The 24837-nt window shown below is 65.2% G+C and carries 22 protein-coding genes; 10 read left to right on the plus strand and 12 right to left on the minus strand.

What is annotated here, in order from left to right; translation table 11 throughout:
* The first annotated feature begins 3 nt into the window (after positions 1–3).
* Both VT03_RS26455 and VT03_RS26460 read left to right on the plus strand, forming a co-directional pair.
* A complete protein-coding gene (locus VT03_RS26455) occupies positions 4–525 on the plus strand; it encodes an RNA polymerase sigma factor (protein WP_075095788.1) in 522 nt (173 codons plus the stop codon).
* A gap of 159 nt (positions 526–684) precedes the next feature.
* Entirely contained in the window at positions 685–1464 is a 780-nt protein-coding gene (locus VT03_RS26460; RefSeq protein WP_075095789.1) for a hypothetical protein, read from the plus strand.
* 332 nt (positions 1465–1796) lie between these two features.
* Here VT03_RS26460 and VT03_RS33810 read toward each other — a convergent pair whose 3' ends face one another.
* A complete protein-coding gene (locus VT03_RS33810) occupies positions 1797–2873 on the minus strand; it encodes a hypothetical protein (protein WP_156514771.1) in 1077 nt (358 codons plus the stop codon).
* 407 nt (positions 2874–3280) lie between these two features.
* On the opposite strand from VT03_RS33810, the gene VT03_RS26475 reads away from it, so the two are divergent.
* Entirely contained in the window at positions 3281–3529 is a 249-nt protein-coding gene (locus tag VT03_RS26475) for a hypothetical protein (protein WP_075095792.1), read from the plus strand.
* A 302-nt stretch (positions 3530–3831) separates the two neighbouring features.
* On the opposite strand, the gene VT03_RS26480 is transcribed toward VT03_RS26475, so the two are convergent.
* Positions 3832–4110 carry a branched-chain amino acid aminotransferase gene (locus VT03_RS26480; protein WP_075092741.1) on the minus strand — a complete coding sequence of 93 codons (279 nt, stop codon included), beginning with the start codon at positions 4108–4110 and terminating at the stop codon, positions 3832–3834.
* A 517-nt stretch (positions 4111–4627) separates the two neighbouring features.
* Between VT03_RS26480 and VT03_RS26485 the strand changes: the two genes are divergently transcribed.
* From VT03_RS26485 to VT03_RS26495, 3 genes are all read left to right on the plus strand, one after another.
* Positions 4628–5875 carry a hypothetical protein gene (locus VT03_RS26485; RefSeq protein ID WP_075095793.1) on the plus strand — a complete coding sequence of 416 codons (1248 nt, stop codon included), beginning with the start codon at positions 4628–4630 and terminating at the stop codon, positions 5873–5875.
* 91 nt (positions 5876–5966) lie between these two features.
* Positions 5967–6473 carry a cyclic pyranopterin monophosphate synthase MoaC gene (gene moaC / locus VT03_RS26490; RefSeq protein ID WP_075095794.1) on the plus strand — a complete coding sequence of 169 codons (507 nt, stop codon included), beginning with the start codon at positions 5967–5969 and terminating at the stop codon, positions 6471–6473.
* A 123-nt stretch (positions 6474–6596) separates the two neighbouring features.
* Complete coding sequence (locus VT03_RS26495) at positions 6597–7121, plus strand: hypothetical protein (RefSeq protein ID WP_075095795.1); 525 nt, start codon at positions 6597–6599, stop codon at positions 7119–7121.
* 167 nt (positions 7122–7288) lie between these two features.
* Here VT03_RS26495 and VT03_RS26500 read toward each other — a convergent pair whose 3' ends face one another.
* Complete coding sequence (locus tag VT03_RS26500; protein WP_231870526.1) at positions 7289–8704, minus strand: sigma-54-dependent transcriptional regulator; 1416 nt, start codon at positions 8702–8704, stop codon at positions 7289–7291.
* A 689-nt stretch (positions 8705–9393) separates the two neighbouring features.
* On the opposite strand from VT03_RS26500, the gene map reads away from it, so the two are divergent.
* Entirely contained in the window at positions 9394–10239 is an 846-nt protein-coding gene (gene map / locus VT03_RS26505) for a type I methionyl aminopeptidase (protein WP_075095796.1), read from the plus strand.
* Positions 10236–11117 carry a hypothetical protein gene (locus VT03_RS26510; protein WP_156514772.1) on the plus strand — a complete coding sequence of 294 codons (882 nt, stop codon included), beginning with the start codon at positions 10236–10238 and terminating at the stop codon, positions 11115–11117. The genes map and VT03_RS26510 overlap by 4 nt, the downstream gene beginning before the upstream one ends.
* 18 nt (positions 11118–11135) lie before the next feature.
* On the opposite strand, the gene pabB is transcribed toward VT03_RS26510, so the two are convergent.
* The 6 genes from pabB to VT03_RS26540 all read right to left on the minus strand — a co-directional run bounded on the left by pabB (position 11136) and on the right by VT03_RS26540 (position 19934).
* The gene (pabB, locus tag VT03_RS26515) at positions 11136–12554 is read right to left on the minus strand and encodes an aminodeoxychorismate synthase component I (RefSeq protein WP_075095798.1); all 1419 of its coding nucleotides are present in this window, start codon (positions 12552–12554) and stop codon (positions 11136–11138) included.
* Between the two features lie 77 nt (positions 12555–12631).
* The gene (gene trpE, locus VT03_RS26520) at positions 12632–14125 is read right to left on the minus strand and encodes an anthranilate synthase component I (RefSeq protein WP_075095799.1); all 1494 of its coding nucleotides are present in this window, start codon (positions 14123–14125) and stop codon (positions 12632–12634) included.
* A gap of 69 nt (positions 14126–14194) precedes the next feature.
* On the minus strand, positions 14195–15934 hold the full coding sequence (locus VT03_RS26525; RefSeq protein WP_075095800.1) for an ABC transporter permease subunit: 1740 nt from the start codon (positions 15932–15934) through the stop codon (positions 14195–14197).
* Positions 15935–16400: 466 nt separating this feature from the next.
* On the minus strand, positions 16401–17330 hold the full coding sequence (locus VT03_RS26530; protein WP_075095801.1) for a sugar phosphate isomerase/epimerase family protein: 930 nt from the start codon (positions 17328–17330) through the stop codon (positions 16401–16403).
* A gap of 171 nt (positions 17331–17501) precedes the next feature.
* Complete coding sequence (locus VT03_RS26535) at positions 17502–18572, minus strand: DUF3500 domain-containing protein (protein WP_075095802.1); 1071 nt, start codon at positions 18570–18572, stop codon at positions 17502–17504.
* Positions 18573–18890: 318 nt separating this feature from the next.
* Positions 18891–19934, minus strand: coding sequence for a type II secretion system F family protein (locus VT03_RS26540; protein ID WP_075095803.1), 1044 nt, complete (start codon positions 19932–19934; stop codon positions 18891–18893).
* A 291-nt stretch (positions 19935–20225) separates the two neighbouring features.
* On the opposite strand from VT03_RS26540, the gene VT03_RS26545 reads away from it, so the two are divergent.
* Together VT03_RS26545 and VT03_RS26550 are read left to right on the plus strand one after the other, a co-directional pair.
* Positions 20226–21320 carry an aldose epimerase family protein gene (locus VT03_RS26545; RefSeq protein ID WP_197489089.1) on the plus strand — a complete coding sequence of 365 codons (1095 nt, stop codon included), beginning with the start codon at positions 20226–20228 and terminating at the stop codon, positions 21318–21320.
* Positions 21321–21477: 157 nt separating this feature from the next.
* Positions 21478–22338, plus strand: a complete 861-nt coding sequence (locus VT03_RS26550; protein ID WP_075095805.1) for a neutral zinc metallopeptidase — start codon at positions 21478–21480, stop codon at positions 22336–22338.
* A gap of 327 nt (positions 22339–22665) precedes the next feature.
* On the opposite strand, the gene VT03_RS26555 is transcribed toward VT03_RS26550, so the two are convergent.
* Genes VT03_RS26555 through VT03_RS26565 form a run of 3 tightly spaced genes read right to left on the minus strand, consistent with a single transcriptional unit; the run spans position 22666 to position 24826 of the window.
* Positions 22666–23730 carry a flagellar biosynthesis protein FlhB gene (locus VT03_RS26555; protein WP_075095806.1) on the minus strand — a complete coding sequence of 355 codons (1065 nt, stop codon included), beginning with the start codon at positions 23728–23730 and terminating at the stop codon, positions 22666–22668.
* Positions 23731–23774: 44 nt separating this feature from the next.
* The gene (locus VT03_RS26560) at positions 23775–24560 is read right to left on the minus strand and encodes a flagellar biosynthetic protein FliR (RefSeq protein WP_075095807.1); all 786 of its coding nucleotides are present in this window, start codon (positions 24558–24560) and stop codon (positions 23775–23777) included.
* The gene (locus VT03_RS26565; RefSeq protein ID WP_075095808.1) at positions 24557–24826 is read right to left on the minus strand and encodes a flagellar biosynthetic protein FliQ; all 270 of its coding nucleotides are present in this window, start codon (positions 24824–24826) and stop codon (positions 24557–24559) included. Before VT03_RS26565 ends, VT03_RS26560 begins: the two co-directional genes overlap by 4 nt.
* Positions 24827–24837 lie beyond the last annotated feature (11 nt).

The raw sequence follows: 24837 nt of genomic DNA on the forward strand, positions 1-24837 counted from the left end.
AGGATGGATCAGTCTCCGGACGTCGACATTCGCAGTCTGGTGGCCAGCCACTATGCGGCGGTCTATCGGTACGCCTGTCGACTGACCGGAAACGCGGCGGATGCCGAAGACGTCACTCAGCAGACCTTCCTGCGGGCGCAGCGAGCGCTGTCGCAGTTGCGGGACGCGGAGCGGGCGGACCGGTGGCTCCTGCGGATCGCCCGCAATGAGTTCCTGCGCGTCCCCCGGCGTCCGCTGGCCCGCATGGAGGTTGACCTCCCCGCGCCGAGCGTCGGAGCGAAGGAGGATGCCGAGGAGGTTGCCGAGGCCCTGCGGGAGCTAGCTGAGGAGTTCCGGGTCCCCCTGCTGCTCTTCTACTTCGAAGAGTTGAGCTACCGGGAGATCGCCGAGGAGCTCGGCATCCCGCTCGGAACGGTGATGAGCCGACTGTCGCGGGGGCGGGATTACCTCCGGGAACGGCTCACTCCGGAGCCCGCGCCCGACGGGTCGGTCCCCCCGGCCGTCCGGTTTCCTCCCCGCCGTTGAAAGTCTTTTCGAAAGTGTTGGTGTCGCAATCCCGCCCCATCGAGCCGCTCCTGGCATCACGAGGACTCGACAGGAGGAACGCCGGCCGACCTTCCGGATGATCACCACCCGACAGGACTGAGTTTTCCGAGACACGTTGACCGACCCGACGAGTGCGACATGGATTGCCGTAGTGCCCTGGAGACCCTGGAGACCGTTCCGAGCCGCCGGCTTCAGGCGGAGCGGAGTGAGTTCGCGGACTTTCACACACACATCCAGTCCTGCGGGCTGTGCCGCGTCGCCTTCGATTCCCGCCGTCTGGAAGAAGACGCCCTGGTGCGGGCGCTGAGTTCCGTTCCGGTCCCCGCCGGACTGGAAAGCCGGATCTGCGACCGCCTGGACGCGGAGCCCCGGAAGCGGGGACGGCGATGGTGGAAGCTGGCCGGTGCCGGCGGGGCGGTCGTGGCGGCGGGCCTGATGCTTGGCGTCTCGTGGTCCCTGTGGACGAACGGCTGGCTGACGCTCGAACAGGTCCGTCTGGCGGTGAACGAAGCGGTGTTGCGTGTCGAACGTCCGGAGTCCGGCCCGCCGAGGGGAGCGATCCGGGACGTGACCGGACGGGAAGGGGGGACGGTTGCGGCCACGGTCTCCGATCGGGACTGGCGGTCGATGATCGCGGGGCGGCCGCCGCTGGCAATCGACGTCGATCGCCGCTGGGGTGGAGGACCCGACGCGACGGTCTACCGCTTCTCCGACGGGGCGACCCGTGTCGAGGGGGTGCTGGTGATGATTCCCCGTCGAAGAGTCGCCGCGGCTCCGCAGAATCCGGTCCCCATGTCGGTCGAGTATCTGCCGTTCCCGACCGCGAGCTGGTCCGATTCGGACTACGTCTATGTCTGCATCGCCCAGTCGGGCGATCTGGGCCGGCTCCTCCGTTCGATGTACGGAACAACGGCCTGACGGCGGACTGGTCCGATTCCGGACGGCTGTGGCGCGGATTGGGTACCGAACCCTGCTGTTTGTCTGTGCAACTGCCGCCGAGGCCACAGCCCCGTCGTGGAGGGGGCTGAGGCGGGAGGGCGAGGCTCCGGCCGAGCCGCAACCGTGGCGGAACTCGATTGAGACGGCTGCCGCCAGGGGCTCACCGTCCCGTATGGGCTCGACATGCACCGACGGGGACTCTCCGCGAAGCGAATTCCCGCCGCGTCAGCCCGTCTCCCAAAATAACAAACCTCGAGGCGCCTGGGGCGCCTCGAGGTCGTTGAGGGGATCCGGAATGTCCTGAGGACCGATCAGCGGTTGCTGGCGATCTGCTCCGAGGGAGCGGCCACGTCCTGAACGGCGACGCGCGAGACCTTCAGCGGCTTGGAAGCGGTCGCGAGCTGGCTCCGCAGACGACGGGCTTCGTAACGATGGGCGATCGGCCCGTCGATGTAATGAATGCTCGACGTGTCGGGCTTGTTCAGTCGAATGCTGTCGTCATTGCCCGGATTGAATTCGTTCGAGCGGGGGACATTGTTCCCCGGATTGAACTCATTGCTCGCCGGCGTGTTGGCGCCGGGATTCGTATTGTTGAAGCGTTCCCCCGAAGGAATGCTCGAAGCCGGCGGCGTGTACGCCGGAGCCGCTCCGCCGCCCGGTTCGCCTGCGGCCGGACCCCGCGGGGTCCCTCCACGCGGGCCGAGCTCGATATTGCTGGCGGGCGCGGGCGTTGACCAGTTGTTGGCCGGATTCGCGTTGTTCGGGGGCGTATTGCCCGGGATCGAACTGGGCCGGTTTCCGTCGAACGTCCCCGTGTTGGCGGGGGGAGTCGTGGCGCGATCGAAGCCGTCCCCCTCGGGGTTCCGCAGCGGAGTCGCCGGAGTCGGCTGCGGACCCGCGGGGCGGCTGTTGTCCGGCGTGGGGGTCATGTTCGACCCCGACGATGTCCCGGCGCAGTTCGCACAGTTCCCGCCGCTGCATCCGGACCCGCCGCAACTGCTGCATCCGCTGCCGCCGCAACTGCTGCACCCGTTACAGCCACCGGCACATCCGTCGCAGCAGCCGGTCCCGCATCCACAGTCGTAGCCGTATCCGGCCGAGTAGTTCCCGCAGCAGCCCGACGCACAGGACGAGCAGCCGCCGCAGGCCCCTCCGCTGCAGGGGCTGGAGATGCCGCAGCAGCCGCCGTTGTAGTACGACGGGCCATAGGCGGCGGTGTAGTACACCGGAGCGTAACCGGTGTAGTACGACGGACCGTATGAGGTGAACATCGACCCGCTGCCGTAGCGCGTCTCCCACGTTCCCCAAGGCATCATCTGAGCCTGTGCCGGAGCGGATTGAAGACACGCCATCACGGCGACACAGGCCGTCATCACCACAAAACGCATGGTCAGTTCCTCATCGTTGCAGGCCGTACGGGCGATGCGGACGTCACGGACGGCGAACGCAAATCGCGGGCACGGCTCGTCCATTACACCGGTCGCGACCAACGAAAGTCAACGACGCCGCGCGGATGCTGACGGGGAATCCGACGGGTCGCGGCGGCCCAAATGTGCAGTCCCCTTCGGCTTCACAGGCTGTGATGCCCGCGCGGCTCCGTCGACCCGCATAACCCTCCCGATCCTCTCAGTTTGCCGGATCGGTGCAACACGGGCGACCGTTCCGCTCGGAAAAGTCCGAGGGGAATGTCAACGGTTCTGAACGGTCCCCCGAACTTTGGCTCAAGTTTCCGATTCGTGACCTACGGTTTCCGCGGGTCGTCCGTCGGCCCCAGCACCAACCTCCGAAACCGGGAATGAACGACGCGATGGGAACGATGGTCAAGAGCCTGTGGCAGGATGAATGCGGCTTCGTGGTTTCGTCGGAACTGGTCCTGGCGGGGACGGTTGGCGTCCTGGGCCTGGTGTCCGGACTCTCCGAAGTGGCGGGGAATGTCAACGAAGAGCTCAAAGACATCGGGCAAGGCGTGCGGCTGAACCAGTCCTACAACTGCCGTCTTCCGAGCGGCGAAACCTGGAGCTTCCAGGACTCCGACGCCCGCTGATCGTTCCCGTTCGACCGGCATTCACGAAGCCAGCCCCCGGAGTTCTCCGGGGGCTGGCTTCGTTTTTTTGAGGCTTAAGGCGGCAGGTCGAGCGGGGCGAGGGTGAGTGAGTTCTTCGTTGTGCTCTTTCCTCTGAAGCCGCCGGGTGATCTATGTCCGACGGCGGTGCCTGGCCATTGGGCCTTCTCCTGGATTCGGGCGGACGGCGAGACAAGCGAAGCGAGTGAGTCTCCGTTCGTCGTTGTGGCCAATGCTTCCGGTTTGATCTCTACCTTCAGCCTTAAGCCTTCCGCCTCACGTCATTACTGAACGTCGTACTGGCCGGCACAGAAGTCCTGGCAATCCTGAAAGTGGCTTCCCTTGCTCTTCCCCTTGTGGCCGCTCAGCCCTTCGACGCAGTAGCCCTGATCGATCGAGGCGAAGGCCGAACCGACGTCTTCGAGTTCGTTGTTCACGTTGAGGGAGACTTCGCTCAGGCCGACCACCAGTCCGAGGACGGCGATCGAGGCGACCAGGACCAGTTCAGCCGAAACGATGAAACCGGCTTCGTCGCGAACAAGAGCGTTGAGGAGGCGAGTCATGGAAATCGAACCTTTGTGTGTCACTTGCAGTGGGTGGGTTGGGTGATGCAGGAGATGTAAAGCAGGCTGAATGCCACCCGGGCCGGGCGCGCCAAGATTTCTTGACGGCCACTCCATGGACAATTCTTAAGTCATTTTTGGGTCAATGTTTGCGTTTCGGTCAGTGGCCTGCGGCGACCGAAGTCCGTCCCTGTGGCCGCATCTCGCCGCTGTGGCCACAGGGCAACGTCCGTTGCCGCCGCTCGACGCAAGTCAAAGCGGGGCCTCGCTCTCACGGCGATGTTTCCGATTCGCCACGTCGGCCGCGATGGCAACACGCCCTCACAGACGGAATCCCCGGCCGATCGACGCCGGTGGGGGGAGGGACGGATCGGGCGGGGAGCGGAAGCTGAGCGCAGCGAATCGAGGGAAAAGTCGGTAGTCTGGTTCCTGCGTCAGAACGTTGGGCTTTGGCGTGAGGAGTCGTGGGCTGTCTGCCGCTGCCCGGGGCGGGACGTTTCGTTGTCGGAGTGACGTGATGAGAAGTGCTTGGGTCCTGCTGGTCGTGGCCGCTTTCTTCGCAACGCCTGGATTGGCTCAGTCCAGCAAGACTTCGCAAAGCAAGAAGACGGCGGAAGAGAACTTCGGCCCCAAGGAGTATTCCTCCGCCAACTTCCATCTGGTGACCGATCTGGGCGACAAAGGGGCCGAAGAGCTCTTGGGGCGGCTCGAGGTCATGATCAAGTTCGTCTCGGGCTACTTCGGCCGGAAGAACCCCCGGACGATCGACATGTACGTCGCGAAGAACATTGCCAGCTGGCCCGAGGCGGTCACGTCCAAGATGGATCCGGACGGAATCCAGTCGATCCGCAACGAGGCGGGCGTGACGCTGGGGATGACCCGTCGCAGCGGCACGACCGGTCGCGCGGTCGACGCCATCGCCGTCGTCTACGCGATCGCCGACCACGGCACGCCGCAGCACGAGGCGGTCCACGCCTACTGCATCCTGTCGTACGGAACCGCTGGACCCGTCTGGTACGCCGAAGGGATGGCCGAGGTGGGCCAGTACTGGCGCGCGGACGAAAAGGGGGTGAACGCTCACGAAGTCGTCGTGGAATTCCTGAAGCAGTCCAAGGTGAAGCCGATCAAGGAAATCGTGGACAACCCGCTCGAAACGACGGGGGACTCGTGGCAGAACTACGCCAGCCGCTGGGCCCTCTGCCATCTGCTCGGCTTCAATGAGAACTACACGCAGCGGTTCAAGCCGCTCGGCCTGTCGCTGCTGGCGGAGCAGCGGGATATCTCGTTCTGGACCGTCTACGGAACGCAGTCCAAGGAGATCGATTTCGAGTACCGCCAGTTCCTGAAGGATCTTGAGCCGGGCTATCGCGTCGACCTCTGTTCCTGGGACTGGAAGGCCCGCGGAAAGACGCTCAAGGGAAAGACGAGCCACAAGGCCCAGGTCAAGGCGGGGCGGGGATGGCAGCCCGCCAAGCTCCACGTGACTCCGGGGACCGAGTATTCCCTGGACATCACCGGTGAATGGAAGCTCTCGAAGGACGGCGAGCCGATCGGTGCCGGCGGCGACGAGGAAGGGAAGGGGAAGCTGACCGGCATCCTGTTCAATGACTACACCCTGAGTGAGCCGTTCGAGATCGGAGACGTCGAGACGTTTTCGCCCCCCGGCGAAGGGGATCTCTTCCTCCGCTGTGCCGATTCCTGGGGATCGCTCGGGGACAACTCCGGAACTCTCAACCTGACGCTCCGTCTGGCCGACGGAAAGTAACCGCCCGGTCTCCCGCAACGACCCCGATGAAGTCGATGCCCCTCCGTCGACTCGCAGGTCGATCGATTCTTCCTCCTTCCTTAAGCCTCGCATGTCCGACCTGACGCACTTCGACGACACGGGGGCCAGCCGCATGGTGGACGTCAGCGGCAAGCCGGTCACGGAGCGCCTGGCGCGGGCCGAAGGCTTTGTCGAGATGCGTCCCGAAACGCTGGCCCGGATCCTGAACCGGGAGTTCGCTAAGGGGGACGTCCTGGAAGTCGCCCGGCTGGCCGGGATCATGGCGACGAAGCGGACCGCCGATCTGATCCCGCTCTGTCATTCCCTCGGCCTCGACGCCGCGAGCGTCGACTTGCGTCCCGGCAGCGACCGGACGCTGCGGATCGAGAGCACCGTGCGGGTGCAGGGGCGGACCGGCGTCGAGATGGAAGCCCTGACGGCGGTCAGCGTCGCGGCCCTGACGGTCTACGACATGTGCAAAAGCATCGACCGGGGGATGGTCATCACCGGGATCCGGCTCCTCGAGAAGCAGGGGGGGCGGTCGGGAACGTGGACCGTCGCCGAGAGTGGGGATTCCGGCGCCAGCCGGCCGGACTGAGGGCCGGCGCGGGCGCCGATCGGGGGCTGCCAGCCCGGGTTTTCTCAACTTCGCGAGAGCATGGAAGGCGTTCCGATTCTCTGGTAGCTTGCGGCTCCCTTCGTGGTTCGCAGGAGAGTGCGGATGTCGTCAACTGCGTCGTGGACCGTTCAGCCGATCGCCGGTGTCAGCCCCAATCAGGAGCGGACGCTTGAAGCGGTCTATCCCTCGGTCGGCGCGTCGGCCCTCGGCCGCTCGCTCGGATCGCTGTTTGACTCCGTTCCGGTGAAAATCAACGGGGTCAAGCTCTCCTACCTGCTGTTCTGCCTGCCGCTGGCCCCGGTCGCCCTGACGATCTATCTGCTGCAGAAGGTCGTCGGTTCCTGCTACGTCCTGACCAACCGCAGCGTTGAGATCCGGAACATCATCGGTCGCGGCCTCGTCGAGAAGATCCCTCTCGCCGGGATCGAACAGGTCAACGTGGTGACGCAGGCGGGGCAGGCGTTTTTCCGGGCGGCGGACCTCGAACTGGTCAACGCCCGCGGTGACGTCCTGATGAAGCTGGAAGGGGTCCCCTGGCCGGACCGCTTCCGTCAGGTCATTCTCGACGCCCGGGAAGCCCGCAAGCGCTCCGACGAATCGCTCGCCCGGATCGAAGCCCGCAAGTAGTCTTCGTTCACGGCTCCGACTTCGCTCAGTTCCCCGTGCGGCTCCATTAATCGGGGCCAAGGTCTTTGGTCTTATCCGTGTGAATCTGTGTCCATCAGCGGCTGAAGTTCCTTTTGGACCGGCCACAGATCAACGCGGATGGACTCAGATAAGGCGACCCGGCCGGGTCAGCTCTTGAGATCGAATTCCTTGATCTTCCGGTAGAGCGTCCGCTCGCCGATGTTGAGCATCTTGGCCGCCTCCTCGCGGTTCCCGCCGGAGAGCTCCAGGGCTCGCGCGATGTAGTATTTTTCGACCTCTTCCATCGGGCGGCCGACGAGGAAGTCGGCTCCGCTGGCGAGCGGCGTCCCGTCGGGGCCGGCGGTCTTGGCGAGCGGTGAAATCTCGTCGGGAAGGTCGTCGACGTCGAGGAGGCCGTCGGTATCGAGGGCCAGCATCCCCTCGATCGTATTGCGGATCTGGCGGATGTTCCCCGGCCAGTCGAAGTGCATCAGGGCATGCCGCGCCGCGCGGGTGACTCCCTGGACTTCCTTGCCGTAGACCTTCGAAAACTCCTTGACGAAGTGCTCGATCAGGAGCGGGATGTCGGGCTGCCGTTCGCGGAGCGGCGGGAGAACGACCGAGACGACGGAGAGCCGGTAGTACAGGTCTCGCCGGAACGTCCCCTTTTCCATCATCTCCTTGAGGTCGGCGTTCGTCGCCGCCAGGAGCCGGACGTTGATCGCCTTCTCCTCGTTGGACCCGAGCCGCGTGATCTTGCGGTCTTCGAGGACCCGGAGGAGCTTGATCTGGGTCTCCATCGGCATTTCGCCGACTTCGTCCATGAACAGCGTTCCGCCGTGGGCGTACTCGAACTTGCCGATCCGCCGCGTGACCGCCCCGGTGAAGGCCCCCGGCTCGTGGCCGAAGAGTTCGCTCTCGAGGATCGTCTGCGGGAGAGCCGAGATATTGAGCGGGACGAACGGCTTGTTCTTGCGGTTGCTGTTCTGGTGGAGGGCCCGGGCGGCCAGTTCCTTGCCGGTGCCGTTCTCGCCGAGGATCAGGACGGTCGTCTCGGTCGGCGCGAGAGCCTTGAGCTTGTCGATGACCCGGTTCATCGCCGGGCTGTTGCCGATGACCCCTTCGAACCCGAATTTCTCGTCGAGCCGCCGGCTGAGGGCGGCGTTCCGGCGGATCAGGCGGACCCGTTCGGCCGCCTTGTCGACGGCGGCCCGCAGTTCCTGGATGTCGAGCGGTTTGGTGAGGTAGGTGTAGGCTCCCGCCTGCATGGCGGTCACGGCCGAATTGATCGAGCTGTGGCCGGTGAGGACGATGACTTCGGCCTCGGGAAGTTCCTCCTTGGCTTTGCGGAGGATCATCAGGCCGTCGACATCGTCCATCTTGAGGTCGGTGATGACGATGTCGAAGTTCTCGCCTTCGATCAGTTCGATGCCGCGTTTGCCGGAGGGGGCGATGGTGCATTCGCAGCCGACCCGTTCCAGGCTTTCCGCGACCGCTTCCGCGTGGGCCTCGTCGTCGTCAACGACGAGGACGCTGATGATGATGCTGTGGGCATCGTTTTCTTTGGGGTCGGGCGTCGCCACAGGTTTGTGCAGGAGGAGCGGGGGCGGGAACGAATTGGAGCCCCGGAAATTAGCAGACTCGTGAGAGGAGGGGGAGCGAGGGCATTTGATGGATGGTGATTGGTGACGGTTGGGGGGAATGTCCTGTCCCGCTGGGACGAACAACGTCCTCGCCGGCATAGCGCTGTTGGCTCCAAACCCAATGTGCGACGGCAGCCGGGGTCAAGGGGGCAACCCCTTGCCGCCGGAGGCACTTCCATGAGGAACCGTGGCAGGCAACGGATGACCCCTTTGTGGTACCAGCGTCGAGGGCTCCCTCAACCCACACCACCTGCTTTGCAATCCCCGCGGGTTGGTGAGGGGACATACGACACGTTGTCCACGCTTGGACACGATCTCCTTCAGACGACTCTCGAGGGGCCAGGCCTCCGGCGGGCAAAGGGGCGTTGCCCCCTTGCATCCCCCACCAGGGTGCCCCTGGACCCGGTTGACCAGCGACGTTGGGGGGCGAATGGAGCACCCATCGGCCCAGCACGATGTTCGATCACTCGCAAAACCGCGATTTCACCTTTTGCCCGAACCGCGTCCATGCCGGCACGACTTCCGCCCGCTCAATCCCATCGTTCCACGGCCACCCAGTCCAGCGGGACGCTGGCTGGATTCCAGTGTTCCGGTCCGCCACAATCAGACAGACCGTGGAGCGGAACCGAATGCGACGCCTGTTTACCCTCGGGAAGGGATCTCGCCTTCCCACCTACAACTCGCCCGAAGAGCGGGAAGGACTGCGCGCCGCCGGAGCCTTCAACGCCAGCGTGCTCGACCTCCTCCGGTCCGAAGTCCGCCCCGGAATCACCACCGACCACCTCGACCGCATCGCCGAAGAATACACCCGGGACCACGGCCACATCCCCGCCTGCTACGGATACCACGGCTACCCGAAAACGATCTGCACGAGCATCAACGAAGTCGTCTGCCACGGCATTCCGTCCAATGACGTCCTCCGCGACGGAGACATCGTCAACGTCGACTGCACGACGATCGTCGACGGCTGGTATGGCGACTGTTCGGAAACATTCCTCATCGGCGACGTCTCGGACGACGCCCGGCGGCTGGTCCAGGCCGCCTTCGACGCCCTGTGGGTCGGGATCGACACGGTCAAGCCCTACAGCTCCGTGATCGAGATCGGCTTCGCGATCGCCAAGTTCGGCCGGCTCAACGGCTTCGGTGTCGTCGAGACCTTCCAGGGCCACGGGATCGGCCGGCAGTTCCATCAGGACCCCGGCGTCCCGCACGTTCCGTTTCGGAAAAGCCGCAAGGACATCCTCGTTCCTGGAGTCTCCTTCACGATCGAGCCGATGCTCAATCTCGGCGGCAAGGAGACCGTCGGCCCGCTGGCGGATGGATGGACCGTCGTCACGGCGGACCGCAGCCTCTCGGCCCAGTTCGAACATCAGCTCCTGATGACCGAGACCGGTCCTGAGATCCTGACGGCCACGCGGAACGGCCCGCAGCGAGGACATCGCTTCCTTCCTCAATCAGCTCAATCCATCGGATGAATTCCCGCATAACGCTGGGTGTGATCGGGCTGACGAGCGAGTGGTTCGAGGACCTGGAGCCGCGGATCCGGTCCAACGCGCGGCTCACGGTCGCCACGATGTTCGAGGAACCCGCCGCGCGGAAGCGGCTTCTCTCCAGGCAGGAACGACTGAAGGTGACGGGCGCGGTGCAGGGGATGCTCCGGACGCCGGGACTGCGGGCCGTCATCTGCTGCCGCCTCGGCTGGCGCGGCGAACACATGGTCCGGCAGGTCCTCGAACGCGGACTGCCGGTCTATCTCGCCGCCAGCGCCGTGGCGGAGCTCGACGGACAGGTGGAACAACTTCTGTCGCAGGTCGAAGAGGCGGGGGGGATCGTCTGCCCGGACCTGTCGTGGCGCTACACGCCGGCCACGCTCCGGCTGCGGGAACTGCTCGCCACCCGTCTCGGCCCCTGCCGGACGATCGACATCGAGGTTCCCGAGATGTCGCCCGCGTGGCTGCGGACCGCCTGCGACTGGTCGCTCCTCGTCTCGGGCACCCGCGGCGAGCCCAAGGGGCACCGCGCGGCAGGAGCGGTGCATCTGGAACTCGGAAAGACCGATGTCCGGATCTCCACGGTGGAGCGGCCCGTTGACGACGAGGCCCAATCGCCGCCGCGTCCCGTGTGGCGGATCGAGTGCGAGCGGGGCCGGGCGGTTCTGACGGGCGAAACCGAGATCACCTGGCAGACCGAAGAGGACTGCCACACGGAACACCTTCGCGATGAGCGGTCCCGCCTCGACGTGAACCTCGACCTCTTCTTCCGCCGCGTTGCTGGCGGCCTGATCCCGACGCCGAGCCTCACCGATGTCGGCCGGACCGAGACGCTCCTCCGATCGATCGCCGCGGCCGGCTGATCCGGTCGGCTGCCTGGCTCAATGGGCGGCCTGTTGCCACGCTTCGAGAGCCCGCAGCATCCCCGCCGCCTTGTGAAGCGTCTCCGCGTACTCGGCCGCCGGATCGGACGCCACGACCACTCCTCCGCCGACCGAGCAGCGAAGAAGCCCCTCGGCTATCACGAACGTCCGGATCAGGATGTTGCTGTCCGAGCGGCCGTCGAAGCCGGAGTAGAAGAGCGTGCCGCAGTAGGGGCCGCGGGGGATCTGCTCCAATTCCGTGATGATCTCCATTGCCCGGACCTTCGGGGCGCCGGTGATCGATCCTCCGGGAAAGGCCGCGCTGAGGGTGTCCCAGAAGTCACGGCCGGACTGGAGTTCGCCCCGGACTTCGGAGACGAGGTGCTGGACGGTCTCGTAGGTCTCGACGCGGCAGAGCTGGGGAACGCGGATCGATCCCGGCCGGCAGACCCGCGAGAGGTCGTTGCGGAGCAGGTCGACGATCATGACGTTCTCGGAAAGATCCTTGTCGCTCTCGCGGAGCTCGTCCGCGCGGAACAGGTCCGCCTCCGGTCGGTCGTGCCAGCGGCGGCGGGTCCCCTTGATGGGCCGGGTCGAGACCTCGTCGCCGCGGACTTCGAAGAACCGCTCGGGCGAGGCGCTGGCGATCGCCCAGCCGTCTGCGGCCATGTAGCCAGCGAACGGCGCCGGATTGACCTTCCGCAGGATCTCGTAGAGCTCCACGGGCGAACCCCCGAAGGGGTGGTTGAGCTGCTGCGAGAGGTTGGCCTGGAAGATATCGCCGGCCCGGATGTATTCGACAACGCGAGCAACCGCCTCCAGGTACTGCGGCCGGGTGAAGTTGCTCTTGAGCAGAGGAAGGGACGGCATCGCCAGCGAGTGGCCATCGATTTCCACTCCACCGTCCGGCACCGTTTGCGGTGCGGCCAGGGGCGGAGCACCGAGCCATTCCCGGACCTGTCGGATGCGATCCCGAGCTCGCGCCAGACGCGCCGTCTCGCTAGTCTCCGGGAAGCCGGTGCTGGCGATCCAGCAGCGACCCGTGAAGTGATCCCAGACGATCGACCAGTCATAGAGGCCGACGTGCATCGCCGGGAGCGGAGCGCCGGGGAGGCGGGGGACCGGAAGTCTCTCGAACGACCGCCCCATCTCGTAGCTCAGGAAGCCGGCCGCTCCTCCCACGAAGCCCCCGAGGTCGGGCAGAGAAGGCATCGTCCCGAAGGCTGCCAGGTCACGGCGGATCGCCGAGAACGGATCGGCCGTCGGTTCATCGAGCCGATACACACGAACGGGGTCGGCCGACAGGCTCGAATACCGACCGAGCGGAGGGCGGAGCAGGGAGCTGTCGAAGAGAATCGGGCTGCCGCGGCCTTCCATCTGTCGGAGGGCCGTGCCGACCGATGGAGACGGATCAAGTTGTTCGACGATCGGGGTCAACGGGTGGGCGACGGACTGGGGCCAGAGACGAGAGACCGGAGGTCACCCGCCTTCGTGATGGAACCGGGCGCGGCCGTTCAGCCGCGGCGGAGCTGCCGTTCGGCGACGTCGATCGCCTTCAGCAGCCCCTTGGCCTTGTTGAGCGTCTCCTGGTACTCGCTCGCCGGGACACTGTCGGCCACGATCCCGGCCCCGGCCTGAACGTAAGCCTTCCCTCCCGCCATCACGAGCGTCCGCAGCGCGATGCAGGTGTCCATGTTGCCGGTGAAGTCGATGTAGCCGACCGCGCCGGCGTAGGGGCCGCGGCGGTGCCGCTCGATCTCGTCGATGATCTCCATCGCCCGGACCTTCGGGGCGCCGGAGACGGTTCCCGCCGGCAGGCCCGCCTGGAGGGCGTCCATCGCGGAGGTGTCCGGCTTGAGGCGGCCGTGGACGTTCGACGTGATGTGCATCACGTGGCTGTACCGCTCGACCTGCATCACGTCGCTGATCTCGACCGTGCCGTACTGCGCGACCCGGCCGACATCGTTTCGCGCCAGGTCCACCAGCATGACGTGCTCGGCCCGCTCCTTGGGGTCGGCGATCAACTCGGCGGCGAGCGCCGCGTCCTCTTCTTCGTTCTGGCCGCGGACGCGGGTTCCCGCCAGCGGGCGGATCGTCACGATCCCGTCCTCGACCCGGACCATGATCTCCGGCGAGCTGCCGACGAGCGAGCTGTCCGGCGAGTTGAGGAGGAACATGAAGGGACTGGGGTTCACGACCCGCAGGGCCCGGTAGACGTCGAGCGGTGTGGCCGAGGTGTCGACTTCCAGACGCTGGCTGATGACGACCTGGAAGATGTCGCCGGCGCGGATGTACTCCTTGCACTTTTCGACCCCCGCCTCGAACTCCTCGCGGGCGAAGTTCGAGACGTACCGCGTCTGCGGCTCGATGGAGAGGTTGATGTCCCGCATCGGCAACAGGCCGCTCGGCCGTTCGAGGCGGCCGCACAGGTCGTCGATCGCGGCGCAGGCCCGGGCGTATTCCGCCCGGAGGTCGGCAACGTCGGTGCGGACGTGCGCCACGACGAGGACCGTCTTGCGGATGTGATCGAAGATCACCATCTCGTCGTAGAAGGCGAACGAGAGGTCCGGCAGCTCACGGTCGTCCGGCGGAGCGTTCGGAAGCCGCTCTGAGTAGCGGATAACGTCGTACCCCGCGTAGCCGACCGCTCCGCCGCAGAACCGCGGCAGGCCCGGCAGATGGATCGAGCGGTACTCGTCCACCTTCTCCTGCAGGAGTTGGAGCGGGTTGTCGCTCTGGAGCGTCGTCGTCCGGCCCCCTTCGGTAATCCGGACGTCCTTCCTGGTCGCTTCGAGACGGAGGAACGGACGGCCGCCGAGGAAGCTGAACCGGCCCACCTTCTCGCCGCCGACGACGCTCTCGAAGAGGAACGCCTCCGGTCCCCAGCCGGCGTTGCAGAAGGCGGAGATCGGGGTCAGGTTGTCCCCCAGGATCTGCCGGTACACGGGGACGAGCCGGGCGGAGCCGGCGAGCGACTGAACGGTTTCGAAAGGGGTGTGCGGGGACATGCGGAGGTCGAACCGGAAAGGATCAGGCGACGTGAGAGGCGGCGGAACTCGCGGGGAGGCGGCCCGGGATCAGCGTTCGACCCGCGCGCGGCCGATGGTGATCGTGAACTCGCTGATGGCGGGGACGAGCATCGCGAACGTGGCGAATCCGTACGCGAAGAAGACGCAGGCCGCCACCCCGAGCGTCGAGTCGAGGACGAAGGAGGCGATGGCGTAGAACGTCAGGAACGGCAGGACCGCCGCGGCGAGCGTCAGGGCAGGGGATGGGCTCTTGTGCGTCAGCGAGGCCCACAGCCCGAGGCTCCCCCCGAGGATAAAGATCAGGAACGGCGTCAGCTGCAGGCCGAACGACGACCGGGCTTCGACGATCAGCATCATGCAGACGAAGATCCCGATGAACAGGAAGAAGACGGTGCCGAGCGAGTTGGCGATCGCCGTCCGCGAGCGGTGGAAGCTGAGACCCGCGTGCAGGCCGAGCATCGCCACGAACAGGACGAGCGTCGCGAACCCGACGAAGACGTAGATCGCGTTTTCCAGCGTCAGCCCCCCCTGGAGCAGCGAGATCGCCAGGAAGAGGCACGGAACGAGGATCGCTTCCTTCGTGTTGTAGAGCACCCCGCCGAGCTTTCCGAAGATGAACTCCTTGGCGGAGATCTCCGTGACGAGGAGCAGTTCGAGCGTTTGTGCGTCGCGCTCGTTGGTCAGCGACGTCACCGCCTGGGCGTTGACCAGCAGCAGGCTGATGAGCGCCACGGCGACGAAGGCGAACCCCGTGTAGCTGATGACACCGAGGATCAGCCCCTCTTCGAGTCCCGGCCGCGCGAAGGCCCACCAGATCGCCGCGGCCAGCAGGGCGTAGGCGACCTTGATGAGGATCATTTTCCGCCCGTAGGCGCGGGTGCAGATCTCCCGCCAGAGGATCGGGGTCTCCCAGATCCGGCGGGGCGGACGGACGACCGTCTTGAGCTGTTCATCCGCTGTCGCCGGGGTTTCGGCGGCGGCGATGAAGATGTTGCGGGAGGGATTCCAGACCCGCACGCGGAACACGGTCCAAAGCGAGAGCAGAAGTCCCACGCCGGTCATCGCCAGCGTCGGCCCGAGGGCCTGGGCGGTCGGATGTCGGTCGGTCGGATAGGCGGCGAGCGGATCGAGGACGACCGACAGGGCCCGGAAGGGATCGAGCCACCGCAGGACGGTGCCGAGTCCCGACTGGGGACCTGCGAGAGCAGCCAGCCCTTCGACGACGGCGATGAACATGACCGCGCCGAGGACGCTGATCGCCAGCGTCTGGAATGTCTTTTCGCGCCAGTAGGCGACGAGGATTGCCCACGCGCCGGCGGCAAAGGCGGCGGAGAGCGAGATCGCTTCGATCCACAGGACCTGCTGGAGCGTGAGGCCGCCGAGGACCATCAGGAAGGCGAAGACGGGCACTGAGACGCCGATCAGCGTGACGACGATCAGGAGGCTGGCCAGCAGCTTTCCGTAGACGAGCTCGAAGTCCCGCAGGTCGGTCATGAGGAGCAGGATGAGCGTGCCGCGGTCCTTCTCTTGGGCGACGCTGCCGGCCGAGAAGAGGATGGCGGCGGCGGTCACGAGGATGAGCTGGACGAAGGCGAAGATCCCGGTGACGAACTCGCCGAAGCGGGAGAGGTCGCCGACGTCCTGGATGATCCGCCGTTCGAACGTTGCCTGTCCGGCGGTGTACATGATGACGATGAGGGCCGCGATGTAGCCGGCCCGCATCAGGAAATGCTTGGGCTGGCGGGGGGCGGTCAGGGCTTCGCGACTGAACAGGGGACCGGCAAGCACAGCAATCTCACGGCATCAATACGTCAAGCTCCGGGAATTCCGGGATCTGCAGTATAGAAGGGGTTGTGACAAACTGTGAGTCGCGGCCCGGCGCCCGGCTGAGATTCGCGCGACGTTAACCCAGCGCGATTGATCGACTTGGGTCCAGGGGCACCCTGGTCAGGGGGTGCAGGGGGCAGAATGCCCTTTGCCCGCCGGAGGCCCGTCTCGTCTCGATCTCTCTGAAGGAGCGAGGGGCCAAGCGTGGACAACGTGCCGTATGCCCCCTCACCAATCCGCTGGGAGTGCAACCGAGCGGTGAGCTCTCAACGCCGGTTCCACAAAGCGGACGCCCGTTGCGTACCACGGTTCCTCATGGAAGTGCCTCCGGCGGCAAGGGGGTGAGACCCCCTTGACCCCGGCTGCCGTGGCACGTTGGGTTTGAGCCAGCAGAGCTGTGCCGGCGAGGACGCGGCTCGGGCGGACCTCAGTTACGAGAGGCCGCTCCCTGCGGCGCCAACTGAAGAAGCCGCCCCATCCCAGCAAGGCACGCCTTCACCACCGACTTGCCGTCACCCTGCCAGGCATCGCGGGACCAGACTTCGACTTCATAGCGGCCGCGATAACCAATCCGCTCGAACTGCGCGAGCTGGGCCGCCAGCGGCGAGATGCCATAGCCCGGGATCTCCCGGTCATTGTCGTGCTGCGTGTCGATCTTCCAGTCGCTGACCGTGACGTTGGCGATATAGGGAAGCAGAAGCCGGGTGTACTCTTCGAAGTCCGGATCCGCCCCGATGTGGTAAGTCCCGAGCGTCACGCCGACGACCTTGGGATCGAAGCCCCGCACGACCTGGAACGTATCCCGCAGCGTGCTCAGGAAGGACCACTGTTCTGAGAACAAGGGGTGCATCGGCTGGAGCGCCAGCCGCACGCCCAGACGTTCCGCCGCCAGCGACAATTCGAAGATCCCATCCTGCAGGCACCGATAAGCCTGCGGGCGAATGTGACCCCGCTGCGGCCCCGAGAGGACGGTCACGGACTCCGCGCCGATCAGTCGGGCCAGCTTGAGCAGCCGCTTCCCGTCCTGGATGGCGTCGCTGTAACGGTAACCGCCCGTGAGTCCCGCAAAGCCGCCGACCCAGCCGAGGCTGGAGACCTGCAGACCCGACTTCCGCAGCGCCGGCACGGCGTCGCGGAGCCCGTATCGGAGGAGCTTGAGGTGGGAGACCCCGATCGCCTGCAGGCCCGCCCGGCGGTACACGCGGACGTCATCCTGGGGAGACCACCGCCACGTCGTGGTGTGGTTCAGCGCGATGCGGCCGAGCTGTTCTCGCGTGACGAGACTTTCAATCTCGCCCGGAAAGAACGTGATCTCAGAGGGAGTCTCGGCTCCGACCGCAGTCCGTTGCCACGACATTCATGATCTCCCAAAGGCGAAGTCCGCGTTCGACAGAGAGGGGGGACTGGAGAAAAGAATCGACGAAGGGACGATCGATCCGCAGTTCCCGCTGTGAACAAAGACTCCCGGATAGTGATGTTAGAGCCCGAAGCAATGGTCACGCCGTTGCGCCCGGCGTGATACGGCCGGTCAGACGTTGAGCGGCACAGAAGGATCGTCCGCCACGTTCACCCACACATGAACATGAGGCGATCCGCGATAATGCCAGACGAAGGACGGACCTTCCAGCCGCCAGACGTCCCAGACTTTGTCGTCACCGATGTCGTCATCGGGATAGAAGGCAAGGCGGCAGGCATCGAGTCCACCCTGCGTCTCGAGGCACTTGAGGGCCTCGGTCTGGTCGGAAGTCCGATACGGCTCGATCAGGGACTTGAGGACCTTCTGGGCGACCTCTTTCTGGTCGGCCGAAAGTTCGCTCACCGGGATTCCGTCGATCGTCTTCTTTCCCTTGAAGGCGACTTCATGCTCGCCCGGCATGTCGTGGACGAGGGCCTGCATCCGCTGCTTGCCGTCGAGCATCTGGAACAGTTCGTTGGCCTTCAGGGCCTGCGGCCAGAAGACGTTGCCGGGGTGATCCTTCGTTTCGTCAAAACCCTTGGCGGCGTGCCCGTAGAAGATCGGGCCGCCGAAGGCGACGTGTTCGGTGGAGTCTCCGTCGCAGCGGATCGTGAGGTGCCGACCGGTCATCACGAACTCGAACTTCCCCGTGCCGGGCTCGCCGAAGAGGGCGATCGTCTGCTGCGTGCCGTAACCGCCGGCATCGTCCTTGAGCTGCTGATGGATCCGCTCACGCCACTCGGGGTTGTAGAAGCTGTGGAAGATCGCCTCGATCAGCTCCTGCTGATCCTTTGTGTAGAAAGGGCTGACGACGTTGAGGGTCTTCTGATCGACGATCTGCCAGTTGTTCGAGACGTGCGTGCGGAGCAGACCGCGGCTGTCGGTGTGATCCCAGGCGAAGCAGATCTTCTTGCGCTGATCGGGAGTCAGGGAGTCGTAAAGGGTCTTGACCAGTGACTCGCTGCTGCGAGCGGAAGAGGATGAAGGGGAGGAGGTCGGTTCCGCGTGAGCCGGAGAGGGAAGCGTCTTGAGCCATCCGGCCGCCGCCGCAGTTCCGGTCACCTGCAGGAAGCGGCGACGTGAGTGTCCCGGTGTGCCTTCTTCGGTGGAGTCACAGTCCGGACACGAAGGTCGATCGACCATGGACACGTTCCCGAAAGAAAGGATTGTCGTCGCTGAGACGGACAGGACGGGGCGTAGTATGAACACGCCTCAATCAACTTCGCAACATCTGTGTTTCGAGTTCTGGACAAAACATCGAGACTGATATTTTTGACTCGCGGCACGCTTGACACAAAGGTCATGACAGACGGCTGCAAGCGACTTTCACGTTGCCTCGCAATGAGTCGATCTTCCGGCGCGAACTCGATGTTCGAGGAGCCAACTCGATGACGTTTCGCAGCACGCGCGTTGATGGCATACCACGCTCGATGCTGTATCGCATCGAGCGTCAAGACTCGCTCAGAGCTGCCCCGCGCGATTGATCATGTCGGCGTACCAGCTGAAGATCGTAAAGATCAGGAAGACGATCATCGCCGCCACGCCGAACCAGATCGCTCCGGCCAGCACACCGGTCATGAATCGCAGGCTGCGACGGGCGTCCTCTTCGAACGTCGGGCTCATCCGGTGCAGCTGTTCCGGCACGGTCCCCGAAGTCTCGGCCACGTTGACGATCTGCATGAATTCCGCCGGAAAAAGCCCCGAGTGGTCGAGCGTCTCGGTCAGGGTCTCGCCGCTCCGGACGTCGGCAATCATCTGGTCGGCGGCGCTGGCGAACGCGCCGTTGGCCGTCGCCTTGAGGCTCGCGTCCAGGCTCTCGTCGACCGGCAGTCCGGCCTCCTGGGTGAGATAGAAGGCCCACGAGAACCGCGCGATCGCAAAGGACTGCATGCAGCGGCCGATGACCGGCAGCGACATCAGGATCCGGTGCACGACGGTGCGGATCGCCGGGACCCGGGAGAGGACCTTGTAGACGACCACCATCGTCGCGATGGCCACGGCCCAGCCCCCGAGCCACTTCAGCGCACCGGTCGGCCCCAGCAGTCCCCATCCCAGGATGTCCTGCGGAACGGGGAGCATCCCGAGAATGAAGATCAGGAGTGCGATGACCAGGGTCGCCGCCACGAACTGGACGATGGGCCAGGTGATCTGCCCGAGGAACTCCTTCCGCAGCCGCACCAGGTTCTCGTAGTGGTCCGCCAGCGCCTTCAGAACCTCCGGCAGCGAGCCGGTCTGCTCCGCGACGTGAATCAGCTCGATGAACAGCGACGGGAAGAGCTCGCCGTTGGAGCGGAGCGCCGTCGTGACGTCCTGACCCGCCTTGATCTGGAGGGCAATGTCGTCGAGCCCCCGCTTCAGCCGCCGGTCGGGAGCCTTCTCGGCGACCGTGATGAACGCTTTGCGGATATCGACGCCGGCCATCAGCATCTGGGCCAGGGAGCGGGAGGCGTTGGCCAGGGACCGGTACGAGACGCGTCCGGGAGAATCGATCGAAGCGGTGTGCATGAGGCGATTCCATTCCGAAGGGGCGGACCAGCCTGGATTGTAGAGGGCCTACGGAAAAGTGGGGGGACTTCGCAAAAACTATAGACTCATTTTCACATTCCGGTCCCGGCCGGAGCCGCGGCCAGGCCGTCTCCGTGCGCTTGTTCCCGCCGGACGGGCGACCCATAATCGCGCCGCCGTCGCGGGATCCGCCTCGTGGGGCGGTCCCCAGGTTACGGCGATCAGCATCCTGTCCGCGGCTCGCGGGGAACAAACATGCGCTCAGTCCTGTTGGTGATGAGAGGTGTCTGCATGGCGATGTCCGTCCTGGGAGCGACAATGGCCGGCGCCGAGCCGCCCAAGGGAGAGCCGTTCGGGAAGACCTCCCGCGGCGAACCGGTTGAGCTCTACACCCTCAAGAACAAAGGGGGGCTCACCGCCAAGATCATGACCCGCGGGGCGACGCTGACCGAACTGAACGTTCCGGACAAGAACGGGGACGTCGCGGATGTCGTCCTCGGCTGGGACGACGTTGCCGGATACGAGTCGGCCGACAACCAGTATTTCGGATGCACGACCGGGCGCGTCGCGAACCGCATCGCCAAGGGAAAGTTCACCGTCCTCAATAAGGAGTATCAGGTCCCCGTCAACAACGCCCCGAACGCCCTGCATGGCGGCGTGGAGCGGAGCCTCGACAAGGTGGTCTGGAAGGCGGAGCCGTTCGAGACCCATCGCGGCCAGGGAGTCAAGTTCACCTACACGAGCCCGGACGGCGAAGAAGGCTATCCCGGCAAGCTGACGATGGAAGTGAGCTACCAGCTCACGGGCGACAACGAACTGCGGATCGAATACATAGCGACGTCCGACCGTCCGACGCCGGTGAACTTGACGAACCACAGTTACTTCAACCTCCAGGGTGCCGGCTCGCCGACCGTTCTGGACCATGAAGTGACGATTCACGCCGATAAGTACACCCCGACGGACGACACGCTCATCCCGACGGGAAAGATCGATCCGGTCGAAGGGACGCCGCTCGACTTCCGCTCCGCGCACAAGATCGGTGAGCGGATCGAACAGCTGGATAAGACTGCCGCGATCGGCTACGACCACAACTTCGTGTTGAACGGCGCCTCCGGCACACTGCGGAAGATCGCTCGCGTCAAGGACCCCAAGTCGGGCCGTGTCCTCACGGTCCAGACGACGGAGCCCGGCGTGCAGTTCTACACTGGCAACTTTCTGAAGGGGCAGAAGGCGAAGGGAAGCAAGACCTATGCCCACCGCAGCGCTCTGTGTCTGGAGACGCAGCACTTTCCGGACTCGGTGAATCATCCCGAGTTCCCGACGACGATCCTCAAGGCGGGAGACAAGTACACGCATATCTGCGTGTACGGGTTCTCCGCGGAGTAGTCGACAGCGGTCTCGTCGCGCCGGTCCGTTCCGCGTCCCGGTCTTTGGGATGGCCCTTGAAACGGCACCGGCTCAGACGAACAATCGCCCAGAGGTCCCCGACCGGACGGTCGGGGATTTTTTTGATTCACGATGTCCGGGATGGGGAGGCGACATCATGCGTCTGGATGGTCCGGAGAGCGACAACGTCGAGGATCGCCGCGGGTCCCGGTCGGGGCCAATGCTGCTGGGGGGCGGGGGGATGGGGATGGTTGTCATCCTCATCGTCTACACGCTGCTGGGCGGCAACCCGTTGGCTCTCCTGAACCAGATGCAGCGGCAGGGGCCGCCGCCGCAACAGCAGCAGGCGGACGCGCCGCTCGAGACGACTCCGGAAGAAGAGGAGATGGTCTCGTTCGTGAAGCGGGTTCTGGCCTCGACCGAGCAGGTCTGGACGGAGCAGTTCCGGGCGGACGGGGAGCAGTACCAGCTTCCGCGGCTCGTGCTCTTCCGCGATCGGGTCCAGTCGGCGTGCGGTGGGGCGAGTGCGGCGATGGGGCCGTTTTACTGTCCTGGGGATGCCAAGGTGTATCTGGACCTGGCGTTCTATGACGAGATGCGGGACCGGTTCCACGCGGGGGGGGACTTTGCCCAGGCGTACGTGATTGCCCATGAGATCGGGCATCATGTTCAGAACCTGCTGGGGATCTCGGACCGCGTGCATGCCGCGCAGGGGCGGCCGGACTTCAATGAGCAGTCCGTTCGTCTGGAGCTTCAGGCGGACTTCCTGGCGGGGCTGTGGGCGCATCACGCCAATAAGAAGCGTCCCATGCTGGAGGAGGGGGACGTGGAGGAGGCGATTCAGGCGGCGACGGCGATTGGCGATGACCGGTTGCAGAAGCAGTCGCAGGGCTATGTCGTGCCGGACTCATTCACGCACGGGAGTTCGGAGCAGCGTGTCCGGTGGTTTATGAAGGGGCTGAAGTCGGGGAAGTTCACGGACGGGAACACGTTCGCGATTCCCTACGATCAGCTGTAGCGTTCTTGCCGGCACTGCTCTCATAGCTCAAACCCAACGTGCTACGGCCGCCGGGGTCAAGGGGGTCTCACCCCCTTGCCGCCGGAGGCGCTTCCATGAGGAACCGTGGTAAACAACGGACGTTCCCTTTGTGGTACCGGCGTCGAGGACTCACCGCTCGCTTTGAAGACGCTGCGGGTTAGATAGGGGGGCATACGGCACGGTGTCCGCGCTTGGACACGTGCTCCTTCAGACATCTCTCGACGGCCAGGCCTCCGGCGGGCATGAGGGCTTCGCCCCCCTGCACCCCCCACCAGGGGTACCCCCTGGACCCCGGTATGGGGTGGCTCAGGCTGCCTTCTTTGTCCGGTACACCGTTGCCAGGATCTCCGCAATCGCCTGGTACAACTCCATCGGAATCTCCTTCCCCACATCCACCATCTTGTACAGCGCTCGCGCCAACGGCTTCCGCTCCAGCACCGGAACTCCATTCGCCTCCGCCAGCTTCAAGATCCGCCGCGCATGCGGTCCCGCCCCTTTCGCCACCACCTTCGGCGCCGCCATTGTCGCCGGGTCATAAAGCAGAGCCACCGCAAAGTGCGTCGGGTTCTTCAGCACCACCGTCGCCGTCGCCACATTCTTGAACCCCCGCGGCTTCCGCATCTCCCGCTGCATCTGCCGCCGCTTGCTGCGCACGTGCGGGTCCCCGTTCTCTTCCTTCTGCTCCTGCTTCGCCTCCTCCTTCGTCATCTTCAAATTCTGCTCGTGCCGCCACCACTGAAACCCATAATCGGCGGCACCCACGATCAAAGCCGAAAGCCCCAGCATCAGCAGCAGCCACACCGCCGTCGACCACCCCGTCAACACCGCGTGACGGACACTCACCCGCCCCGCCGTCGAGAGCGCATGCCAGTCGCCGCGGATCACCAGCCACACGACCGTCCCGGCGAGAGCGATCTTCGCCACCGCCGCCAGGACCTTCGTCATCGACTCCATCGAGAACAGCTTCTGCCATCCCCGCGTCGGCAGCAGCCGCTCCCACTTGATCGCAATCGTCTCGGTCGAGATGTGGAATCCCGCCTGCAGCAGACCGGCGCCGACGGAGACCAGCAGGATCGCCAGCGAAAACCCGCCGACAGCAGACCACGTCGCCCCTACGAGCCACCGGCCGACCATCGAGCCGTGCATCACGTTCCAGTCGGTTCGCGGAGCATGACTCAGCGTCTGCCGGAAAGCCCCCAGCAGCGAGTCCCCGATGACCGGCCCCCCCAGCCACAGGATGGCGGCGAGCGCCGTGAGGACGAGCCCGGTCGAAAGGTCCGTACTGTACGCGACCTGACCCTCGGAGCGCGATTGCTCGCGTCTCCGTTGGGACGCCTCTTCTGTTTTGGAATCGCGTTCGATGTCCGCCATGGCGGGGACTCAGTCGCCGGGACTGGAGAGTCGAGGGGAAGGGATCAGGTACTGAGGGACAGCCGCGCCATCCGCTGGAACAGGCTCACGGAGACACGGCCAAGCTCGGGAAGGAAGACGATCAGGGCCGACAATCCCGCCAGCAGGCGGATCTGAAAGCCGACGGAAAACAGGTTGATCTGCGGCGCCCAGCGGGCCAGCAGGAACAGGGTCACGCTCGTCAGAAAGAGCAGGGCAGCAACCGGGGCCGCCATCTGGATCCCATACTCCTGCATCCGGCCGAAGGCGGAGATGATCCACTCGCCGTTGGGACGGACCCACGGCCCGCCAACCGGATTGAGCTGAAACGAGCGGCCGATGACCCGGAACACGAAGTGGTCCATCCCGCTCGAAAAGAATAGCAGCGTTCCGAGCGCCTCGAGGATCGTGGAGACGATCGACTGCTCCTGCGCCTCGACGAGCGATGCCTGCGAAGCGAACTCGAGCCCCATCTCCTGCGTGATGTAGCTGCCGGCCACCTTCATCGGAACGAGAAACAGCCCCAGGATGGCCGCCAGCGCCAGGCCCGTCATGACTTCGGCCACGCCGAGGATCATCATTTTGGGGAGCGACAGCGCCGCGGCGAGGCCCGGATCGAGCCTGGCCGTCGGGAGCCACAACAGAGTCAGGGCCATGGCGAGGCCGATCTTGACCGTGTTCGGCAGACCCTTGCCGGTGAACGGCGGCATGAACGCGACGAACGACCCGATCCGCAGGAAGACCAGAAAGGCTCCGATCGCGAGCGCCGCCATCGGAGCGTTGTCGGTCGTGAAGGGCCCCAGCGGAATCACTTCGTCACCTCGACCATCCGCGCCACCATCCGGGTGGTGAACGCGGTCGAGGTCCGCAGCATCCAGGGGAGCGCCAGAACGAGAATCAGACAGACAGCGGCGATCCGCGGCGCGAACGACAGCGTCTGCTCCTGCACGCTCGTCAGCGTCTGGAGGATGCTGATCGTCAGGCCGACGAGCAGGCTCACCCCGACCGCCGGCAGCGACAGCCACAGCGCGGTCCAGAGGAGATCGCGGCCGATTTCCATGACTTGGAGAGAGGACATGGGGATGGACG

The organism is Planctomyces sp. SH-PL14, assembly GCF_001610835.1.
Classification (GTDB): Bacteria; Planctomycetota; Planctomycetia; order Planctomycetales; family Planctomycetaceae; genus Planctomyces_A.